Here is an 18,937-nt window from a genome sequence, read left to right on the forward strand (position 1 = left end):
GCCGTGTCCTCGGCGATGGTGTTCGTCGCACTCGCCTGCGTCGGCGCCACCGGCTGGTACGCGTCGAGCGATGTCGCCCAGGCTTCGAAGAAGGGGCAGTCGGTGCTCATGTTCGACGATTTCGTCGGTCCCGCCGGAACGTCGCCCGACCCCCGCTACTGGGGACACGCGGTCGGGGGAGGGGGCTGGGGAAACGGCGAAGCGCAGGTGTACACCGACGATCCCGTCAACTCCCGGCTCGACGGTGACGGCAACCTCGTGATCGAAGCGCGCAGCGACGGATCGGGATACACGTCTGCCCGGCTGATCACCCTGGACCGCTTCGCGTTCCAGTACGGCCGGGCGGAGGCACGCATCAAGCTGCCGAGTGGGCAGGGCCTGCATCCGGCGTTCTGGTTGATGGGCACGGACGTCAACCGGGAGGGCTGGCCGCAGTCGGGGGAGATCGACGTGATCGAGACGATCAACGACGCGTCGTTCTTCCACAGCGGGCTGCACGGCCCGTCCGCCGACGGCACACCCTGGGAGCTGAAAGCCGAAGGCAGCGGCACCATGTCGGACGACTTCCACGACTACTGGGTGGAGCGGTCGCCGGACCGGATCACGTTCGGCATCGACGACGCGGTGACCGGCGAATTCTCGCGTGCCGACCTGGAACCGGGACAGGAATGGGTGTTCGACAAACCGTTCTCACTCCTGCTGAATGTCGCCGTCGGCGGACGATGGCCGGGCGACGTCGGCGCCGATACGACGCTTCCGGCAGCGATGCTCGTCGACTGGGTGAGGGTCACCGATGAGTGACCTCCTCACGACGGAACGCGTCGACACCAGAACTCCGGAGCTGTCCCGGTACTACGACGGCGCCGCGGTCGCCTCGGCGGTCGCGGGACTGGCATCCCTTGCGCCACTTCCGTCGCCGGTGAGTGCCGTGCTGCTCGCGGTGTTCGTGGCTAGCGGGCCGGGTCTCGCCGTCGTGACGTGGTTGCGCATGCCGGTCGCCGCGGCGGTCGCGGCCGTCCCCGTCCTGGGGCTGTCCGTGGTGACTGCCGCGACCACCGTCCTGGTCTGGTTCTACCGGTGGCCCGCCACGGGTCTGCTGCTGGTGATGGTCCTGGCCGTCGTCGCCTCGGCGCTGCGGCATCGGTGGCACGAGACCGGCACCGACCCGATCCGGGCCCCGACGCTCCGGCAGGTGTCGGTCCGGGTGGCGCGGTGGTGGCCCACTGCCCGCCGCAACCGCCCCCTGATCCTCGTCGCCGCCGGAGTGGCACTGTGGGTTCCGATCCTGTTCGGGCTCGGCTCCACCGCGTACTCCCAGTTCGGTCTGCTGTTCGTCGGCAGCGGGCCGGGCCTGGTGGTGTGCGCGCTGATGATGCTCGGCGCGTTCGTCTGGGCGCTGCGCGAGAACCGGATCGGAACCGCGGCGGCCGCCGTGCTCGGCGTGATCGCGGTCGAACGCCTCACCCCCACGCTCATCACCGACGTTCCCATCTACGGGTGGACGTACAAGCACCTCGGCGTGGTCGACTACATTCAGCGGTTCCAGACGCTGCCGCCCAAGGGTGTCGACATCTACGGCGAATGGCCGGGCTTCTTCACCGCGTTCGCGTGGTTCGGCGACATCACGTCGGCCGACATGATGTCGATCGCGCACTGGTTCGCGCCGGTGATCCACGTGCTGCTGGCGGTCGTGATCGCCGCGATCTCCCGGCTACTGGGGTTCGGGATGCGCGTCGCGTTGACGGCGGCGATGATGGCGGAGCTCGCCAACTGGGTCGGGCAGGACTACTTTTCGCCGCAGGCCATCGCCCTCGTCATGGCGCTGGGTGTGGTGGCGTTGCTCGTGGTGTCGACGGAGCACCGGTCGGCGGCCTACCTTTCGATCCTCGTCTTCGCTGCCCTTGTGCCCACCCATCAGCTCACGCCGTACTGGCTGTTCGGTGTGACCGCGGTGCTGGCGGCGACGCGGAAGATCCGGCCGTGGTGGCTCCCCGTCCCCTTCTTCACGATCCTCGTCGCCTACCTCGTGCCGAGGCTGGACATCGTGGCGCCGTACGGTCTGCTGTCCGGTTTCAACCCGGTCGACAATGCCACCAGCAACGTGACCGCCGTCGGTACGTTCGGGAAGATCTTCACGTCCACGGTGTGCCGTTCCCTGTCGGCGGGCATCATCGTGCTCGCGGTGATCTGCGCGATCCTGCTCTGGCGCACGAAGCGCCCCGCGTGGGTCGCGACCGTCATGGCATTCAGCTCGTTCGCGTTGCTGGCCGGTCAGAGCTACGGCGGTGAGGCGATCTTCCGGGTCTATCTCTACGCTGTGCCCGGCTGTGCGATTCTCATCGCCCCGGTCCTCGTGGACGCGCTCACGGTCCGGTTCCGATCAGGATTGCTCCGCCGAGTCGTCCCGGTCGGGCTCGTCGGCGGATTGGCGTATGTCACGTTCGCGGGCCTGCAAGGCTATTTCGGGCTGTGGTCGCTGGTCGTCGGATATCAGTCCCAGGTGACGTTCGCGCAGGACATCCTCGCGAACGAGAAGGCGTCGACGACGATCATGTCGCTGTATCCCGCCGGTCTCCCGACGCGGGTGAGCGCCGACTACATCAAGTTCGCCGTGGTCGACAAGGACTTCGATCAACCCCTGCTGGCGTTGCCCCCGGACCTGCTGGAGGGTTTCCCGCACGGCGGCCAGATCGAGATGCTCACTGCCGATGCGGCGGAACGCGACGGCGACACGTATCTCGCCTTCAACACGCAGGGCACCGCGGCCATCCGCTATTACGGCTATCTTCCGGACGGGTCCGTCGAGAATTTCGAGGACCAGATGCGGTCCAGCCCCGACTGGTCGGCGTACTCGCAGGACGAGAACAACACCATTTTCCGATACACGGGGCCGCGCAGGTAGCGGCCGCATCACGCATTCGGTCACGACCGGGGGTCGGCGACGCCTAGCATCTGCTCATGCAGCGGATGCGCTCGACGATGTTCGAGATTGCGTTGACGTGCTCGGTGGCGCTGTGCGCGCTGTCCCTCACCCCGGCCGTGGCCGTCGCCGCACCCGGAGCTGGAAGCGTCCGGACCGCGTACCCCGGATACACGATGATCGGCAGCGACGAATTCGACGGACCCGCAGGTGCGGCACCCAATCCACTGTTCTGGGGCTACGACCTCGGGGGCGGCGGTTGGGGCAACAACGAGAAGCAGGTGTACACCGATTCCCGGCAGAACTCGCGACTCGACGGCAGCGGGCGTCTCGTCGTCGAGGCACGCAGAAACGGTGCCGGCTTCACCTCCGCCCGTCTCGTGACGCGCGGAAAGTTCGACTTCACGTATGGCGTGGTGGAGGCGCGGATCCAGGTACCGTCCGGTCCCGGAATCCATCCGGCGTTCTGGACGCTCGGCAGCAACATCAACAGTGTGGGGTGGCCGGCCTGCGGCGAGGTCGACATCCTCGAGGTGATCGGGGACGGATCCCGGTACCACGCGGGTGTGCACGGGCCGACCGTGAACGGGGGGCACTGGGAACGCTCGACGGACGGCTCGATCGGCGCGAACCTCAGCGCGGGGTTCCACGACTACGCGCTGATCAAGGCTCCCGGCCGCATCTCGGTGGGCATCGACGGCACCATCGTCGGCACGGTCACGACGGCTGACCTGAGACCGGAGGAACGCTGGGTGTTCGACGCGCCGGCGTATCTCCTGCTCGACGTGGCTGTCGGCGGAAACTGGCCCGGCCCTGTCACCCCGTCGACACGCTTCCCGGCCACCATGCTCGTCGACTGGGTCAGATTCTCTCAGTGACACCCCGGACAGCCGACGTGTGCGGTGTGAATAGAATCGGTTTCATGGCCGTGTCGAAGTCCGAGTGCCGCTGCGGCCACCCCTTCCCCGCCCACGAGCATTACCGTGCGGGTACGTCCTGCGCACTGTGTGACTGCCCGCGTTTCCGGCGACCGTTCTTCCGGTGGATCCGGAAAGTCGTGGGCCGGTAGCCGCGCACCAGATCCGCGCACCGAGTTACCGCGTGTCTCACAGGGCCCATAAACATACCTTAGGTCTTTTTATGGACTATATTTCAGTATGCACGTCGTGCAAAGATGGACCTCTGGAAACTTTGAATCCAGCTATGCAGTGATGGCCGGCGGCAGTTCGGGTGGTGACGATGGGGCATCGGACATCCGAGCGGGTGGCGACGTCGTCGAGTGCCGACGCCGTGTGGAGAGGCGGTCTGTGGGCGATCGCGATCGTGTTCACGATCCCGGCGGTGCTGTTCGCGCTGTGTCTGTGGAGGGGATGGGGTGGGGCGTTTGCGACCATCGCGGTCGCTGACCTGAGCTTGCTCGTGTTCGCCGGGCTCGCCACCGGGTGCGCCGCCTGGGCCGCCTGGCTGGGGCGGGGTGCGGGGCGCCACAGCTGGCTGGCGCTGGCAGGTGGTCTGGCGGCCTGGTCGGTGGGCCAAGCCATCTGGTGCTACAACGTGATGTGGCAGGGAAGTGATCAGATACCGTTCCCCGCCTCGGCGGCTGTGGCATACCTGCTGTTTCCGGTCGGCGCATGCGCGGCGCTCCTGCTGTTCCCGGCGGGTGACAGGGGGCAGTCCCGCACCAGGCTGATCCTGGACGGTCTCATCGTGGCCGGTTCGCTGTTCGTGGTGTCGTGGGTGAGTGTGCTGAGCAGCGTGTACCGGGCCGGGAGCGACACTCCCCTCGCCCTCGTGTTGTCCCTTGCCTATCCCGTCGCGGACCTGGTGATTGCGACGATGGCGATAGTGGTACTGACCCGGGCGCGGGCTGGGCAACGACTGACCCTGGGATTGCTGTGCATCGGGATCGTGCTGATGGCGTTGTCTGCCAGCGCCGTGTCCTACCTGACCGCGCTGGGCACCTATCACAACGGCGGTGTGACCGACGTGGGCTGGGTGGCCGCCTTCGTCACGATCGCATTGGCGGCGTTGTCGAGCACCCGCGAGCTCTCACCCGAACCGGCACCGGTGCAAATTCCGCCTCGGGCGTGGTTGTGGTTGCCGTACCTTCCGCTGCTGCCGGCCGTTGCCGTCGGCCTGCAGCGGGAACTGCCCAGCGTGGGCTCCGGCCCGATCCCCGTTGCGATCTTGGTCCTCGTATTCGCCTTGCTGGCACGGCAGTTCATCGTGTTGGCCGAGAACCGGCGGCTGTTGCTCACCATGTCCCGGCAGGCCTTTCGCGATCGACTGACCGGACTGGCGAACCGTGCGTTGTTTCTCGACCGGCTCGACCAGGCAGTGCAGCGCCAGCGGCGGGAACTGACACCGATCGTGGTGCTGTGTGTGGACCTCGACGATTTCAAGACTGTCAACGACAGCCTCGGCCATCCCGCGGGGGACGAGCTGTTGATCCGCGTCGCCGAGCGGCTCAACGGGTGCATGCGGAGTACCGACACCGTGGCCCGGCTCGGAGGCGACGAGTTCGCGGCACTGGTCGAAGGGAGCGTCGAGGACGCCTTGTCGGCCGCGGATCGGGTGCTGGAAGCTTTCACCCCGCCGTTCGTCATCGACGGTGTCGCGCTCTCGATCCGTCCCAGCATCGGGCTGACCATCGCCACATCCGAGGTCCCCGACGCGACGACCGAGAGCCTGCTGAAACAGGCAGATTTGGCAATGTACGCGGCCAAGCGGTGCGGCGGTGGATGCCTTCGCAGTTTCATGCCGAATCGGGCCGGCCTCGACGAGATCGACCGGCGACCCTATCTCGATCACTCCACCGATCACCCCACCTATCGCACCATCGACACCGGACCCGGGGAAGTCGAGGACATGCCACGCGCCGTGGGACCCGTGACAGATCGGGCCGTCGCGGGTAGGGGCACCGCGACTGGATTGACATCTGCACACAGCCGGCCACGACCATTTCGGGCCGGTTGGGTGTCGCCATCCGATCGGTCGCGGTGCGGTGTGCTGGCAGGGCTCGGGATTCTGCTGGTCGGTGTGGTTCTGTACGGGATCTCGATCGGGGTAGGTGATCAGGCGGGCTGGATCGTGCTGCTCGAGGCGCTCTACGACGGACTGGCGCTGGCGGCGGCATTTGTGGTTGCTGCTCGCGCGTGGTGCGTGCCGGCCGAGCGTCGAGCGTGGTGGCTCATCGCGCTCGGGCTGACGAGCTGGTGCGTGGGCGATGTCGTGGCGATGTCGTGGGTGCCCGAGGGCCAGTCACCCTCGGTGGCCGATCCGCTGAAACTGGCGTTCTACCCGCTCGTCTACGCAGGGCTGGTGTTGCTCCTGCGCGCGCGAGCGCGGCGACTACCGGCCGCGATTTGGTTGGACGCCGTCACCGCCGCGTTGACGCTGGCGGCGTTGGCAGCGGCTCTCGCGTTCAGTCCGATCGAGTCGGTGGCGAGCGGTTCGCCCGCCGCGGTGATCGTCGGGTTCGCGTACCCGGTGGGAGACGTGCTGCTCCTGGCGCTCGCGGTCGGGGCGCTCGCGGTGCTGGGGTGGCGGGCGGAGCAGCGGTGGGTGCTGCTGGTCGCGGGGTTCATGCTGTTTGCGGTGGCCGACACGGTCTATCTGTTCCGAAGTGCCGACGGCTACGTCGAGGGCACGTGGATCGATGCACTCCCGCACGCCGCGGTGTTGCTGGTGGCGCTGGCCAGTTGGCGGGCCCCCGGTCGCCGCCGGTCCGGTCGGCTGCCCGGACTGGCCATCTGGGTCCCCCCACTGGTGTGCACCGCCGCGGCGGTCGGCCTGCTGGTGCTCGACCACGATGCGCGGTTGCCGCGGCTCGCGGTGGTGCTGGCCGCGCTCAGCCTGGTCGCGGTCGCGGCCCGATTTGCCGTGACGTTCCGGGACGTCGTGGTCCTGGCCGACAGCCACCGCCAGGCGAGGACTGACGACCTCACGAACCTGGCGAACCGGCGGGCCGTCATGGCCGCGTTGACGGTCGCATACTCCGACCAGGTGGAACGGCCGGCCGGGTACACCCACCGCTCGGGTCCGGGCATGCTGCTGATGGACCTGGACCGCTTCAAGGACATCAACGACTCCTTCGGCCGGTACGTGGGCGATCAATTGCTGTGCCAGGTCGCGGACCGGCTGTCCCGGTCGGTGCGATCGGAAGATCTGCCCGCCCGACTCGGCGGAGACGAGTTCGCGGTCCTGCTACCCGCAGAGATCGATATCACGGCTGCCCGTGCGCTGGCCGGTCGTCTCCTCGAGGCATTGCGCGAGCCTTTCCACCTCGACGAGATCACTGTTCACGTCGACGCGAGCATCGGGATCGCCCTCTGCCCACAACATTGCACAAACCCCCAGGACTTGCTGCAGCGCGCCGGAGTAGCGATGTATCGCGCGAAGTGCGACCGCCGCACGATCGCGGTGTACGACGCCACCGAGTACCAACGCAGCATCGATGCGACGCAGTCCATCGAGGAGCTGCGCACGGCGATCGCCGGTGGCGAGCTCACGTGCTACTACCAACCCAAGGTCAGTGCCTGCGACGGGGAGGTACACAGCGTCGAGGCTCTCGTTCGATGGGAGCACCCCCGCCACGGTCTACTCCTGCCCGACCAGTTCCTACCTCGTGCAGAACAGTTGGGACTGATGCGCCCGCTGACGACGAGGGTGCTGGAGCTTGCTCTGGGGCAAGCGCGCAATTGGCTCGACTGCGGCATATCGCTGACCGTCGCAGTGAATCTGTCTGTCACGAATCTCCTCGACGCAGACCTGGTTGCCGACATCGACCGACTCCTGAACGACTTCAGGTTGCCCGCCGATGCACTCATCCTCGAGATAACCGAAAGCGTCCTGATGACCGACTACGTGCGTGCCAGGAGGGTGGTCGAGGCGCTGCAAGCACTGGGTATCGGTTTGTCGATCGACGACTACGGCACCGGCTGGTCCTCGCTGGCCTACCTGCAGGACCTGGCCGTCGATGAGCTCAAACTCGACCGGGTCTTCGTCGCGCGCCTTGCCAGCGATCCTCGATCGGTCGCGATTGTGCGCTCGACCGTGGAGCTCGCGCACAGTCTCGGTGCGTCTCTGGTCGCCGAAGGCGTCGAAGACGAGGACACCCTGCGGGCCCTGCGTCGATACGGCTGCGACATCACCCAGGGGCATTACCACGGCCGCCCGGTCCCCGCCGACCAACTCGACCTCCGGTCGGTCGGCGGACCTACCGCTAGGTGAAGAGACCCTGCCCCCAGTACTGCCCCTCGGCGAGTCCGGGTGGGCAGGCGAAGAGGGCGGAACCGACGTGCTGGATGTACTCGTTCATCGCGTCGTTCCTCGACAGGTTCAGCTGCATCGGAACGAACTGTTCCTGCGGGTTGCGGCAGTAGGCGATGAAGAAGAGTCCGGCGTCGAGGTGGCCGAAACCGTCGGAGCCGTCGGTGAAGTTGTAGCCGCGTCGCAGGATCTGGATGCCGCCCAATTCCTGCGCGGACGCCAGGCGGACGTGCGCGTCGACGTCGATCACCGGGTCGTGACCCTTCTTGGAATCGAAGTCGAGTTCGTCGAACTCCGCCTTGCCGCTCAGGGGAGCGCCGGTGCCCTTGGACCGTCCGATCACTCGTTCCTGCTCGCCGAGCACGGTGCGGTCCCACTGCTCGATGAGCATGCGGATCCGCCGCGCCACGAGGTACGCGCCGCCTCCCATCCACGCCTGGTCGTCGCCGGACGCCACCCAGACGTGCTCGTCGACGACGCCCGTTTCCTCCGCCTTGATGTTGTTGGTTCCGTCCTTGAACCCGAACAGGTTTCGCGGGGTGTCCTGGGTGGTCGACGTGGACGACGTGCGGCCGAACCCGAGCTGCGACCAGCGGACCGACGCGGTCCCGAACGCGACGCGCGCCAGGTTTCGGATGGCGTGCACGGCCACCTGCGGGTCGTTGGCGCACGCCTGGATCGCGATGTCGCCACCGCTGCGCGCCGGGTCCAGGTTGTCAGCCCGGAAGTGCGGAAGTTCTTCGAGCGCCGCGGGTTTCTTGGAAGCGAACCCGAACCGGTCGTCGAACAGGGACGGTCCGAAACCGATGGTGAGGGTCAACTGGGACGCCGCGAGGCCGAGCGCCTCGCCGGTGTCGCTGGGCGGAACGTAGGCGCCGTCGCCGATGGCGCCGTCCGGGGTGGCCTCTTCGCCGGCGGTCATCCGCTCGGCCATCTCGGTCCACTTCTTCAGCAGCGCTTCGAGTTCCTCCCGGGACTTCGTGGTGACGTCGAACGCGACGAAATGCATCCGGTCCTGCGCCGGCGTCACGATGCCCGCCTGGTGTTCGCCCCGGAAGGCGACGACGTCGGCGTGCGACAGCGGCGGCTCGGCGGCGGTGGCCCGCCCGACCAGTGCGCCGGCGCCGGCGAGGGCGGCTCCCGCCCCGACGGCGCCGAACAGACGTCGTCGGGACACGCCTTTGCGCTCGTCCACCGTGGTGGTCGTGTCGTTCGTACCGGTCGGATCAGTCATGACTATGCGCCTGCTACTACGCCCTGAACCTGGCTGACGTCGGCCGAGAGGGCGTCGATCTTGCGCGAGAGTTCCTGGCGCTGTTGTTCGTTGACAGTGTCGTAGAAGACGAACCCGTCACCCTGGCGGTATTGAGCGAGTTCGGCATCGAGGTCCGCGAAACGCTGGGTGATGTTCGCGGCCAGTTCGGGATTGCGTTCTTCGATGATCGGCTGCAGTGCGGCGACCGCGGCCTGCGAGCCGTCGACGTTGGCCTGGAAGTCCCACAGGTCGGTGTGGGAGAAGATGTCTTCTTCACCGGTGATCTTCGACGTCGAGATCTCGTCGAGCAGGCCCTGGGCGTCGCCGGCGATCTTGGTGGGATCGATCGTGTAGTCCTCGGCGTTCACCTGGTCGGCGAGGTACTGGACGTCGACGACCAGTTGGTCGGCGATCGCGTTGGTGTCGGGTTGGGGACCTGTGACCCACAGATCCTTCTCGAGCCGGTGGAAGCCCGTCCACTCCTGCCCGGGTTCGAGGTCGGCCTCCCGCAGGTCGAGCTTGGGGTCGAGCTCACCGAAGCTCTCCGCCTCGGGCTCGATGCGCTCGTAGTAGGTGCGGGAGACCGGGAAGAGGGCCTTGGCCTGCTCGATGTTGCCCGACTTCACGGCGTCGACGAACTGCTGCGTGGTGTCCTGCAGGGCGACGACCTGACTGCGGATGTAGCGACGGTAGCCGTCGGCGGCCTCGGCGAGCTGCCCGCTCTCGTCGGATGCGCTCATCGAGTCGCCGGTGACGGTGAACTCCTGGCGGATGCCGTTGCCGACCATGCCGGGCTTGCACGCGAGCTGGTATTTGCCGGCGTCGGGGAGCGACACGATGAGCTGGCGGGTGAGCCCGGGACCGATGTTCTCGACCTCGCCCATCGCCCGGTCGCCCTCGGCGTACACGTAGAACTCGGTGACCTTGCTGCCGTTGTTGGTGACCTGGAACGTGCTGTTCCCGGTGGCTCCGGAGTCGGTGCTGACGTCGCAGGTGTCGTCTGTCGCGGTGACGGTGATGTCGTCCGTGCTCGCGGTCGACTTCTCGGTGCAGCCGGCGAGCGCGAGCGGCAGCACGGCTACCGAGGCGAGGGCGAAGGTGGTTCGGCGCATGGTCTTCATGGGCGGAAGGTGCCTTTCATGAAACGGTCTCGTCGGGGGTGGGAGAGGCAGTGCGCTCGGGGGCAGCGTCGGCCGCGGGGGCCGGTTTCGGTGCGGAGACGGGCCGGAGGAACAGGAACAGGACCACGACGACGTACACGACCCAGGCGACCGCCTGGAGGATGGTCGGGTCGGGGCGGAAGTTGAAGATGCCGGCCAGGACGGTGCCGTACCAGCTGGAGGCGTCGTAGCCGTCGGAGATGTCGAAGGCGAGTGCGGAGCCGCCGGGCAGGACGCCGCCGATCTGCAGGGCGTGGATGCCGTATCCGAGGATCCCGGCGGCGACGATGATCAGGAAGATGCCGGTGTACTTGAAGAACTTCGCGAAGTCGAGCCGGACGGCCCCGAAGTACAGAAGAACCGTCAGGACCGCGGCGGCGACGATGCCGAGCAGCAGACCGACGAGGGGCCAGGCGCTGCCCGCCGTGTTCTCGGCGTACCCGACCATGAGGAGTGCGGTCTCGACGCCTTCCCGGCCGACGGCGAAGAAGGCGAGGGTGAGTACCGCGACGGGTCCGGCGACCAGTGCCTTTTCCATGCCGGCCTTGAGATCGTGGGAGATGGTCCGCGCGGCCTTCCGCATCCACAGCACCATGACGGTGACGATCGCGACCGCGACGAGGGACGCGACACCGGCGATGATCTCGGCGGTCAGTCCGGTGACGGTGGACGTTCCGTAGTGGATGACGAGGAAGATCGCGGCCACCATGATGACGGCGATGCCGACGCCGAGCCACACCCATTTGAGGGCGTCCTTACGCTGCGCTTTCACGAGGAACGCGGCGAGGATCATGACGACGATGCCCGCCTCGAGCCCTTCGCGCAGACCGATCAATCCACTGCCGAACAGCTGTGTCGCGATCGACGGCGCGGACCCTGCGGCGAGGACGGGCATGAACACTCCTGGGCGAGGCGAAGTCGAGCAGAGTGATCCGCAAGGTTGGGTAGGCAACCTTGCGGTAGGCAAGGCGAACCTTAGCCCCAGTGAAAAACATACACCGCGATTGCGTTCCCGAAGAAGCCCCCACCAGCACTTTTGCAACTCTTTACTTTCGGTGTGTGGCCCGACGCGGTGTGGCTGCCGTCTCGCACGGCCGGGATCGACACCTTTCGTGTGGATGATGGAGACGTGAACCGATATCCCGTGCGGCCGAAGCGTCGTTCCCGATGGCGTGGGCCGCTGTTCGCGCTTCTCGCGGCAACGGTTGTCGTGGTTCTCACCTACGGCGCGTGCTCCCGGGGACAGCAACCGCGGATCGCGATACCGGAAGGCATCCCGCCCGGACCCGGGGCAGCCACACCGCCCATCGACATCAACGCGCCGGGACGGTCCGCGGATCAACTGCACGAGTGGTCTGCCGGGCTGGCCGATTCGATCGGAGTGGGAAACACCGCGCTCGAGGCGTACGGGTACGCGGCGGCGGTGATGGTCGAAACGAGACCGGAGTGCGGCATCGGCTGGACCACCCTCGCCGGAATCGCGAGTGTGGAGAGCCGGCACGGCACCCACGGCGGATCGACGGTCGGGCCGACGGGGCAGGTGACACCCGAGATCCGGGGCATCCCCCTCGACGGCGGACCCGGCGTCGCCGAGATCCCCGACACCGACGGCGGGGCGATGGACGGCGACCCCGTGCACGACCGTGCCATGGGACCCCTGCAGTTCATTCCCGAGACCTGGAAGCGGTGGGGTGTCGACGCCAACGGCGACGGTGTGGCCGACGCAGACAACATCGACGACGCGTCGTTGACGGCCGCCCGCTACCTGTGTGAGCGGGGCGGCGACCTGACCGCTCCCGAGGGCTGGCAGTCGGCCCTGATGGCCTACAACCTGTCGGGCGAGTACCTCACCCTCGTGCGCGACCGGGCGTCGGCGTACTCGGTCGGAGTCCGCCCGTAAGTCGCTGCCCAGCGGGCGGCTCGCCGTCCGCGGGGCGCGCCATCCCGCACCGGTTTCGGTGTGCCGTTACGCTGTGTCCTGGCACGATCTGGTGTCCCTGGCACGATCGGACCGGTCAGTGCACAGTTGTGAAGCCCATATAAGGAGAATCAGCAAGTGGCCATCATTGAGCAGGTCGGAGCCCGTGAGATCCTCGATTCCCGTGGTAACCCCACGGTGGAGGTCGAGGTGCTGCTCGACGACGGAAGTTTCGCTCGCGCCGCGGTTCCGTCGGGCGCCTCCACCGGTGAGCACGAGGCCGTCGAACTGCGTGACGGCGGTGACCGGTACGGCGGCAAGGGTGTCGAGAAGGCCGTCGAGGCCGTGCTGAGCGAGATCGCTCCGGCCATCATCGGCATCGATGCCACCGAGCAGCGGACCGTCGACCAGGCCCTCCTCGACGCGGACGGCACCCCGGACAAGTCCCGCCTCGGCGCCAACGCCCTGCTGGGTGCGTCGCTGGCGGTGGCCCGCGCGGCCGCCGACTCGTCCGGTCTGGAACTCTTCCGGTACGTCGGCGGCCCCAACGCCCACGTCCTGCCCGTCCCGATGATGAACATCCTCAACGGTGGTGCGCACGCCGACACCGGTGTCGACGTCCAGGAGTTCATGGTCGCCCCGATCGGTGCGGCCACGTTCAAGGAGTCGCTGCGCTGGGGCGCCGAGGTGTACCACGCCCTCAAGGCGGTGCTGAAGGAGAAGGGCCTGGCCACCGGACTCGGCGACGAGGGCGGTTTCGCCCCCGACGTCGCGGGAACCAAGGAAGCCCTGGATCTGATCAGCGTCGCGATCGGCAAGACCGGTCTGGTGCTGGGCACCGACGTGGCACTGGCACTCGACGTCGCGGCCACCGAGTTCTACACCGACGGCACCGGCTACAAGTTCGAGGGCAGCAACCGGACCGCGGCCGAGATGTCGGCGTTCTACGCCGAGCTGGTCGACGCGTACCCGATCGTGTCCATCGAGGACCCGCTGGACGAGGACGACTGGGACGGCTGGGTCGCCCTGACCGATCAGATCGGCAACAAGGTCCAGCTCGTCGGTGACGACCTGTTCGTCACCAACCCGGAGCGTCTGGAAGAGGGCATCGTCAAGGGCGCCGCGAACGCGCTGCTGGTGAAGGTCAACCAGATCGGCACGCTGACCGAGACCCTCGACGCCGTCGACCTCGCGCACCGCAACGGGTACAAGACGATGATGAGCCACCGGTCGGGCGAGACCGAGGACACCACCATCGCCGACCTCGCGGTCGCCGTGGGCAGCGGTCAGATCAAGACCGGTGCCCCCGCCCGCAGCGAGCGCGTCGCCAAGTACAACCAGCTGCTGCGCATCGAGGAGAACCTGGGCGACGCCGCCCGCTACGCCGGAGAGGTCGCGTTCCCGCGGTTCGCGTTCGAAGGCTGACGTTCGACAGTCGAAGTTAAGGGGTGTTGGGGTAGGTGGCACAGCGCGGCAGGCCGCGGTCGTCCGGAGCCAGTCCGGGCGGCCGGGGAACCGGGCGTGGTGAACGCGCCCGCCGGAATCGGGCGGACGGCGCTCCCGGCGGAGCGCGGCGCCCCCGCACTACCAAGTCGACGCCTCCGGGGCAGGCCGACGGCAAACCGGATTCTGTCGACGGCGCCGACACCGGCAAGGTGCTCCCCGGCCGCGCCCGCCCGAGACGGGTGGGCGCGACCGGGGCCGCTCGCATCACACGGTCCGAGCACACGATCCTCGGGCTGTCGACCGGCCGGGCACTGATCCTCGTGATGGTCGTGTTGCTTCTCGCCCTCACTCTGGCGGTTCCGCTGCGCAACTACCTCACCCAGCGCGGTGAGGCGGATCGTATTGCGGCGGAACAGGTTCAGCTCGAGAAGGAGCTGCAGGACCTGCGTATTCTCGAGGAGCGTTACTCCGACCCCGCCTACATCGAGGCGCAGGCGCGGGGCCGGCTCCGGTGGGTGAAACCCGGAGACACCCCGTTCCAGGTGCAGCTGCCCGGCGACTACAAGGAGCCGGAGAAGCCGGAGGAGAAGGACGCCGAAATGGCGGGCCCTTGGTACTCCGATCTGTGGAAGACCATTTCAGAACCGCCGGTCGCACCCCAGGTGCAGCCGGCACCGGCGCCGGCGCCCCCCGTGGTGCCGCCGCCCGTACCGCCAGAACCAGGAGAACCCACCGGGTGACCACTTCGTCCGACCCGTCCAGCCCCGTGCCGCAGGAAGACCTCGACGCCGTCGCCGCCCAGTTGGGCCGCGAACCGCGTGGAGTGCTCGAGATCGCGTACCGCAGTCCCGACGGCAAGCCCGGCGTCGTGAAGACCGCGCCCAAACTTCCCGACGGAACACCGTTCCCGACGCTCTACTACCTGACGGACCCGCGACTCACCGCGGAGGCCAGCCGGCAGGAGTCCGCGGGTGTGATGCGTGAGATGACCGAGCGCCTCGCGCAGGATCCGGAACTCGCGGCGGCCTATCTGCGCGCCCACCAGTCGTATCTCGCCGAGCGCGACGCCATCGAGCCCCTCGGAACCGACTTCACCGGCGGCGGAATGCCCGAGCGCGTCAAATGCCTGCACGTGCTGATGGCGCATTCGCTGGCGAAGGGGCCGGGCGTCAACCCGCTGGGCGACGAGTCGGTGGCCCTCGCCGCGTCCGCGGCCGGCGGAAAGCTGAGGGGTACCGCGATTCCCGCGGACTGGCCCGGCATCGACGACGTCGAAAGTTCCGAGCAGTGACGCGGGTCGCGGCCGTCGACTGCGGCACGAACTCCATCCGCCTCCTCATCGCAGACGTCGACGACCGGGGCGCACTGCACGACGTGCGTCGCGAGATGCGCGTCGTCCGGCTGGGGCAGGGAGTCGACGCCACCGGGCGTCTGGCACCCGAGGCCATCGAACGCACCCGGGTCGCGTTGGCCGAGTACGCCGGAATGATCGCCGAGGCCGAAGCCACCGCCGTCCGCATGGTGGCCACCTCCGCAACCCGCGACGCGTCCAACCGGGAGGACTTCTTCTCGATGACGCGGGACGTGCTCGGCGCCGTGATTCCCGGCGCCGGGGCCGAAGTCATCACCGGCGACGAGGAAGCGCGGCTGTCGTTCAACGGCGCGGTCGGCGAACTGGATCCGTCGCAGGGACCGTTCGTGGTCGTGGACCTCGGCGGCGGTTCCACCGAGGTCGTGCTGGGCGACGAGTCCGGCGTCCACGCGGCGTTTTCCACCGACATCGGGTGCGTCCGCATCACGGAGCGCTGCCTCCACGACGATCCGCCGACACCCGCACAGGTCGAGGAGGCCCGCGCCTTCGCGCAGGAGCGCCTCGATGAAGCATTCGCCCGAGTCCCCGTCGAACAGGCACACACCTGGGTGGGCGTCGCCGGAACCATGACCACGATCGCCGCGCTCGCCAAAGAGCTGCCCGAATACGACGCCGAGCAGGTGCATCTCTCCCGCATCCCCCTGCCGCGACTACGGGAAGTCTGCGACTCGCTGATCGCCATGACCCACACCGAACGAGCCGCACTCGGACCGATGCATCCCGGACGGGTCGACGTCATCGGCGGCGGAGCGATCGTGACCGAAGTACTCGCCGACGCGTTCGAGAAAAAGGCCGGCATCGACCAACTCGTCGTCAGCGAACACGACATCCTCGACGGAATCGCATTATCGATCCCCTGAGCTAGGGTGATCTGCGCACGGTCGCCGAGCCCAGCACCCGGCAACCGGTAGCCCCTATAGCCCAATTGGCAGAGGCAGCGGACTTAAAATCCGCACAGTGTCGGTTCGAGTCCGACTGGGGGCACCACCATGTAGGTGTGTTCAGCGGTGGGTCAGGACGCCCGGACGAGTTCCGCCCGCATCTGGGTGAACAGGAACAGCCCTGGACGTCCGGAGATCTGCTCGTATTCGCGTACGACGTCGTCGATGAACGCGGGCACTGTCGTTTCATCGAGGTGCGCGGTCCAGTCGGAGAATCCGACAGTGCACCAGCGAGCGAATTCTTCGCGCGAGCCGAAGTCCCACTCCACATCCCGCACCCGCAGGTCGGTGGTGTCGAGTCCCGCTCCCCGCGCGAGGTCACGGAATGTGTCCGGTTCGACGTGGATGAACGGCGCCGTGAAGTCGGTGAATGACGCCGCCCAGGCCGGGCGCGCCGCCACGGCCATCGCGACGTCTTCGACACTGCCGCGGGGGCTCGCGCACACCATCTGGATGACCACGCGTCCGCCGTCCACGACGCTGCGGGCGATCCCGGCCAGCGCGACCTGAAGGTCGAGGACCCAGTGAAGCGCGTTGAACGACACCGCGACGTCGAACACCCCGTCGAAGGGAAGATCGAGGGCGTCGGCGATACGAAACTCTGCACGGACACCGTCCGGCACCGTCCGAGATCGGGCCTTCGCGATCATCCGCGGCGACGCGTCGACTCCGATCACCGAACCTCGGGGAAGTCGTCCGGCGATCCGGAGTGTGACGTATCCGTCGCCGCACCCCACGTCGAGTACGGTTTCGCCGCCAGCGAGGGCCAGTTCCGCGATCGAATTCTCCGCGACGGCCCGCTGGAGTGCGCCGACGTCCGCGTACCCTTCGCCGTCCCAGTCGACCATGCGGGGGCCCGGTTCGCTCAGGCTCCCTGGTGATGCGGGCTCGACTGTGCGCCGCCCCCGGATCGCGCGATGCTTGCTCGGACCCGGGCGGTGGCCTGCCAGATCTGGGTGCTGTCGTGCACGCTGATACACGGCACACCCTGCTCACGCGCGCGTTGGAGCGCGAGCGCGTCCTGGGGTGAGCCGACGCCGTCGAGGACGTCCTCGGTGACGATCGCGCAGAGCGCGGGGGCGTCCATCTTCCGGACCGGCTCGAGTCCGTGGACCACCATCCACTGCTTGACCATCGCCCAGTGCGACACCTCTTTGTACCGCGTGGGGTTGCCGATGAAGAGAACCCGACGGGAGCGGCGGGCGCGAGCGATATCGATGTGCGTGACGGTAGCCATGGCGGAGGGTTCCTGTCCGTTGCGGGATTCCGTACTGTCAATCCCCGCTCACGTCGGTTTCGTTACGCATTCGCCCCGGATTGCCTACTGCACGGTAGTCAGCTGCCGAACGGGCTGCCGGACGAGCCTCCGCCGCCCGGTCCGGACGTGTCGGTGACGGTGACCGTGACGGGGTCCTCGGTGCCGTTGGTCAGCGGCGGGGCGGTTCCCCACTGCTCGAAGGACGGCATACTCGAGCAGGACCATTGCACCGTGTACTCGCCGGGATCGACGGTGGCCCGTAGTTCGCCGTCGTCCTCACCCATCACCACGGTCGGTCCCACGACGGCGGCGGGCACGGTCCCGCCGGCAGGGAGGATGTTCAGCACACACACCACTGCCCCGGGGACGTCGTATTCGACGTCCATGACGATCGAGTTCCCCTCGACGGCGATGTCCACGGCGAGGTCGTCGGGTACGGCAGATGCGGTGGGTGCGGCGAGCAGACTCACGCCGGCGACTGCGGCGGCGATTCCTACGGTTCGTGCAATCGTGACCTTCATCGGTGCATCCTTCCGGACTTCTCGGTTACCGGTTGATACGAGCCAGGAGCCACCGGGAGTATTGCACCTCGAACCGGTATCCGTGGGATGCGCACACAAGTTCACCGGGTCGTGCCGGGCACGGCTCGTGCTGTCCTTCGCGGTTCGTCAGTTCAGAAACACCGTTCCACCACCACCGTCTCGTTCGCTCTGCCGCTGGTGGCCCTGCCACTGTGTGCACCAGTCACTGAGAGGGTTCTTCGGCGCGTCGAAGTCCCAGTTCGGTGCGTCCGACCACGGACCGCAGCTCGGGGCACTGTGCGGAGGGGCGGGCGGCTGGGTGACCACGGCCTGCGCCGGCGTGCTCGCCGCAACGGCGATTCCGGGGGCGCCGAGCCCCAGCGCCAAGGCGATGATTCCGACGCGGACGGCCTTCTTGTCGATCTTCATTATTGCCTCCAATGGTTGCGTACAGGCTGTACCCGCCTCGTGCCGTAGCCACTCGCTCCGACCGCAGGGAAAGTAAGTCGGGCTTCGCGCCGCGTGCGGATACGGAAGGTGGAACACTGCCGGTCTGAGAGTTCTCAGCGTGTCGATCCGGCACGCGGTGCATCGAAGGAGACGGTGAAATGCTCGGACGGAAGAACTACACGCAGGACGAAGTCGACCACGCCGAGCAGTCCGTCGCGCAGCAGATCGCCGCGTACACGGCGCTGACGGCCGCGATTTCCGGGGAGGTCACCGGCAAGGAGGTCTTCGCCGCGTCGGAGGACTTCGAGCCACTCTTCTTCAACAACATGGTCCTGGTGTTGGACCGCTACTTCGTCCACCGGATCCGGGCGGTAACGGGAAAGGACGGGAACCCACTCAACGAAGTCGAGATCATCGCCGACTCG

The 18,937-nt window shown here is 67.5% G+C and carries 16 protein-coding genes, 1 tRNA gene and 1 pseudogene; 11 read left to right on the forward strand and 7 right to left on the reverse strand.

Annotated elements, in window-relative coordinates; translation table 11 throughout:
* Nucleotides 1-3 precede the first annotated feature (3 nt).
* The 4 genes from RJ1_RS12090 to RJ1_RS12105 all read left to right on the forward strand — a co-directional run bounded on the left by RJ1_RS12090 (nt 4) and on the right by RJ1_RS12105 (nt 8,152).
* Nucleotides 4-801: a family 16 glycosylhydrolase gene (locus RJ1_RS12090; RefSeq protein ID WP_073360150.1), complete on the forward strand. Its 798-nt coding sequence runs from the start codon at nt 4-6 to the stop codon at nt 799-801.
* Nucleotides 794-2,902, forward strand: a complete 2,109-nt coding sequence (locus RJ1_RS12095) for a hypothetical protein (RefSeq protein WP_073360151.1) — start codon at nt 794-796, stop codon at nt 2,900-2,902. The genes RJ1_RS12090 and RJ1_RS12095 overlap by 8 nt, the downstream gene beginning before the upstream one ends.
* A gap of 56 nt (nt 2,903-2,958) precedes the next feature.
* The gene (locus RJ1_RS12100) at nt 2,959-3,798 is read left to right on the forward strand and encodes a glycoside hydrolase family 16 protein (RefSeq protein ID WP_073360152.1); all 840 of its coding nucleotides are present in this window, start codon (nt 2,959-2,961) and stop codon (nt 3,796-3,798) included.
* 361 nt (nt 3,799-4,159) lie between these two features.
* A complete protein-coding gene (locus RJ1_RS12105; RefSeq protein WP_073360199.1) occupies nt 4,160-8,152 on the forward strand; it encodes a bifunctional diguanylate cyclase/phosphodiesterase in 3,993 nt (1,330 codons plus the stop codon).
* Here RJ1_RS12105 and efeB read toward each other — a convergent pair.
* The 3 genes from efeB to efeU are packed head-to-tail and all read right to left on the reverse strand — an operon-like array spanning nt 8,145 to nt 11,501.
* Complete coding sequence (gene efeB / locus RJ1_RS12110) at nt 8,145-9,425, reverse strand: iron uptake transporter deferrochelatase/peroxidase subunit (RefSeq protein WP_073360153.1); 1,281 nt, start codon at nt 9,423-9,425, stop codon at nt 8,145-8,147. The genes RJ1_RS12105 and efeB overlap by 8 nt on opposite strands.
* A 2-nt stretch (nt 9,426-9,427) precedes the next feature.
* Nucleotides 9,428-10,567, reverse strand: coding sequence for an iron uptake system protein EfeO (efeO, locus tag RJ1_RS12115; RefSeq protein ID WP_073360154.1), 1,140 nt, complete (start codon nt 10,565-10,567; stop codon nt 9,428-9,430).
* Nucleotides 10,568-10,583: 16 nt separating this feature from the next.
* Complete coding sequence (gene efeU / locus RJ1_RS12120; RefSeq protein WP_073360201.1) at nt 10,584-11,501, reverse strand: iron uptake transporter permease EfeU; 918 nt, start codon at nt 11,499-11,501, stop codon at nt 10,584-10,586.
* Nucleotides 11,502-11,735: 234 nt separating this feature from the next.
* Between efeU and RJ1_RS12125 the strand changes: the two genes are divergently transcribed.
* The 6 genes from RJ1_RS12125 to RJ1_RS12150 all read left to right on the forward strand — a co-directional run bounded on the left by RJ1_RS12125 (nt 11,736) and on the right by RJ1_RS12150 (nt 16,329).
* Nucleotides 11,736-12,506 carry a lytic transglycosylase domain-containing protein gene (locus RJ1_RS12125; protein WP_073360155.1) on the forward strand — a complete coding sequence of 257 codons (771 nt, stop codon included), beginning with the start codon at nt 11,736-11,738 and terminating at the stop codon, nt 12,504-12,506.
* Nucleotides 12,507-12,662: 156 nt separating this feature from the next.
* Complete coding sequence (eno, locus tag RJ1_RS12130) at nt 12,663-13,949, forward strand: phosphopyruvate hydratase (RefSeq protein ID WP_073360156.1); 1,287 nt, start codon at nt 12,663-12,665, stop codon at nt 13,947-13,949.
* A 35-nt stretch (nt 13,950-13,984) separates the two neighbouring features.
* Nucleotides 13,985-14,710 (forward strand): FtsB family cell division protein, encoded by a 726-nt coding sequence (locus RJ1_RS12135; RefSeq protein WP_073360157.1) that lies wholly within the window; start codon nt 13,985-13,987, stop codon nt 14,708-14,710.
* Nucleotides 14,707-15,261 carry a DUF501 domain-containing protein gene (locus RJ1_RS12140; RefSeq protein ID WP_073360159.1) on the forward strand — a complete coding sequence of 185 codons (555 nt, stop codon included), beginning with the start codon at nt 14,707-14,709 and terminating at the stop codon, nt 15,259-15,261. Before RJ1_RS12135 ends, RJ1_RS12140 begins: the two co-directional genes overlap by 4 nt.
* Nucleotides 15,258-16,202: a Ppx/GppA phosphatase family protein gene (locus tag RJ1_RS12145; protein ID WP_073360161.1), complete on the forward strand. Its 945-nt coding sequence runs from the start codon at nt 15,258-15,260 to the stop codon at nt 16,200-16,202. The genes RJ1_RS12140 and RJ1_RS12145 overlap by 4 nt, the downstream gene beginning before the upstream one ends.
* A 50-nt stretch (nt 16,203-16,252) precedes the next feature.
* Nucleotides 16,253-16,329 (forward strand) — tRNA-Leu (locus tag RJ1_RS12150).
* Between the two features lie 25 nt (nt 16,330-16,354).
* Here RJ1_RS12150 and RJ1_RS12155 read toward each other — a convergent pair.
* The 4 genes from RJ1_RS12155 to RJ1_RS12170 all read right to left on the reverse strand — a co-directional run bounded on the left by RJ1_RS12155 (nt 16,355) and on the right by RJ1_RS12170 (nt 18,491).
* On the reverse strand, nt 16,355-17,131 hold the full coding sequence (locus RJ1_RS12155; RefSeq protein WP_073360163.1) for a class I SAM-dependent methyltransferase: 777 nt from the start codon (nt 17,129-17,131) through the stop codon (nt 16,355-16,357).
* A gap of 17 nt (nt 17,132-17,148) precedes the next feature.
* Nucleotides 17,149-17,520, reverse strand: a complete 372-nt coding sequence (locus RJ1_RS12160) for a hypothetical protein (RefSeq protein ID WP_073360165.1) — start codon at nt 17,518-17,520, stop codon at nt 17,149-17,151.
* Nucleotides 17,521-17,618: 98 nt separating this feature from the next.
* On the reverse strand, nt 17,619-18,062 hold the full coding sequence (locus RJ1_RS12165) for a hypothetical protein (protein WP_073360167.1): 444 nt from the start codon (nt 18,060-18,062) through the stop codon (nt 17,619-17,621).
* Nucleotides 18,063-18,209: 147 nt separating this feature from the next.
* Nucleotides 18,210-18,491: a hypothetical protein gene (locus tag RJ1_RS12170; protein ID WP_073360169.1), complete on the reverse strand. Its 282-nt coding sequence runs from the start codon at nt 18,489-18,491 to the stop codon at nt 18,210-18,212.
* Nucleotides 18,492-18,670: 179 nt separating this feature from the next.
* Here RJ1_RS12170 and RJ1_RS12175 point away from each other — a divergent pair.
* Nucleotides 18,671-18,937: pseudogene (locus RJ1_RS12175) on the forward strand (hypothetical protein); the annotation flags it as partial.

This window comes from Rhodococcus jostii NBRC 16295 (assembly GCF_001894825.1).
Classification (GTDB): domain Bacteria; phylum Actinomycetota; class Actinomycetes; order Mycobacteriales; family Mycobacteriaceae; genus Rhodococcus_F; species Rhodococcus_F jostii.

Excerpts from the sequence above, each read along its gene's own strand:
- RJ1_RS12095 (WP_073360151.1), top strand. The coding sequence starts at position 794 with ATGAGTGACCTCCTCACGACGGAACGCGTCGACACCAGAACTCCGGAG.
- RJ1_RS12100 (WP_073360152.1), top strand. The coding sequence starts at position 2,959 with ATGCAGCGGATGCGCTCGACGATGTTCGAGATTGCGTTGACGTGCTCG.
- RJ1_RS12105 (WP_073360199.1), top strand. The coding sequence starts at position 4,160 with ATGGGGCATCGGACATCCGAGCGGGTGGCGACGTCGTCGAGTGCCGAC.
- efeB (WP_073360153.1), bottom strand. The coding sequence starts at position 9,425 with ATGACTGATCCGACCGGTACGAACGACACGACCACCACGGTGGACGAG.
- efeO (WP_073360154.1), bottom strand. The coding sequence starts at position 10,567 with ATGAAGACCATGCGCCGAACCACCTTCGCCCTCGCCTCGGTAGCCGTG.
- efeU (WP_073360201.1), bottom strand. The coding sequence starts at position 11,501 with ATGCCCGTCCTCGCCGCAGGGTCCGCGCCGTCGATCGCGACACAGCTG.
- RJ1_RS12155 (WP_073360163.1), bottom strand. The coding sequence starts at position 17,131 with ATGGTCGACTGGGACGGCGAAGGGTACGCGGACGTCGGCGCACTCCAG.
- RJ1_RS12160 (WP_073360165.1), bottom strand. The coding sequence starts at position 17,520 with ATGGCTACCGTCACGCACATCGATATCGCTCGCGCCCGCCGCTCCCGT.
- RJ1_RS12165 (WP_073360167.1), bottom strand. The coding sequence starts at position 18,062 with ATGAAGGTCACGATTGCACGAACCGTAGGAATCGCCGCCGCAGTCGCC.
- RJ1_RS12170 (WP_073360169.1), bottom strand. The coding sequence starts at position 18,491 with ATGAAGATCGACAAGAAGGCCGTCCGCGTCGGAATCATCGCCTTGGCG.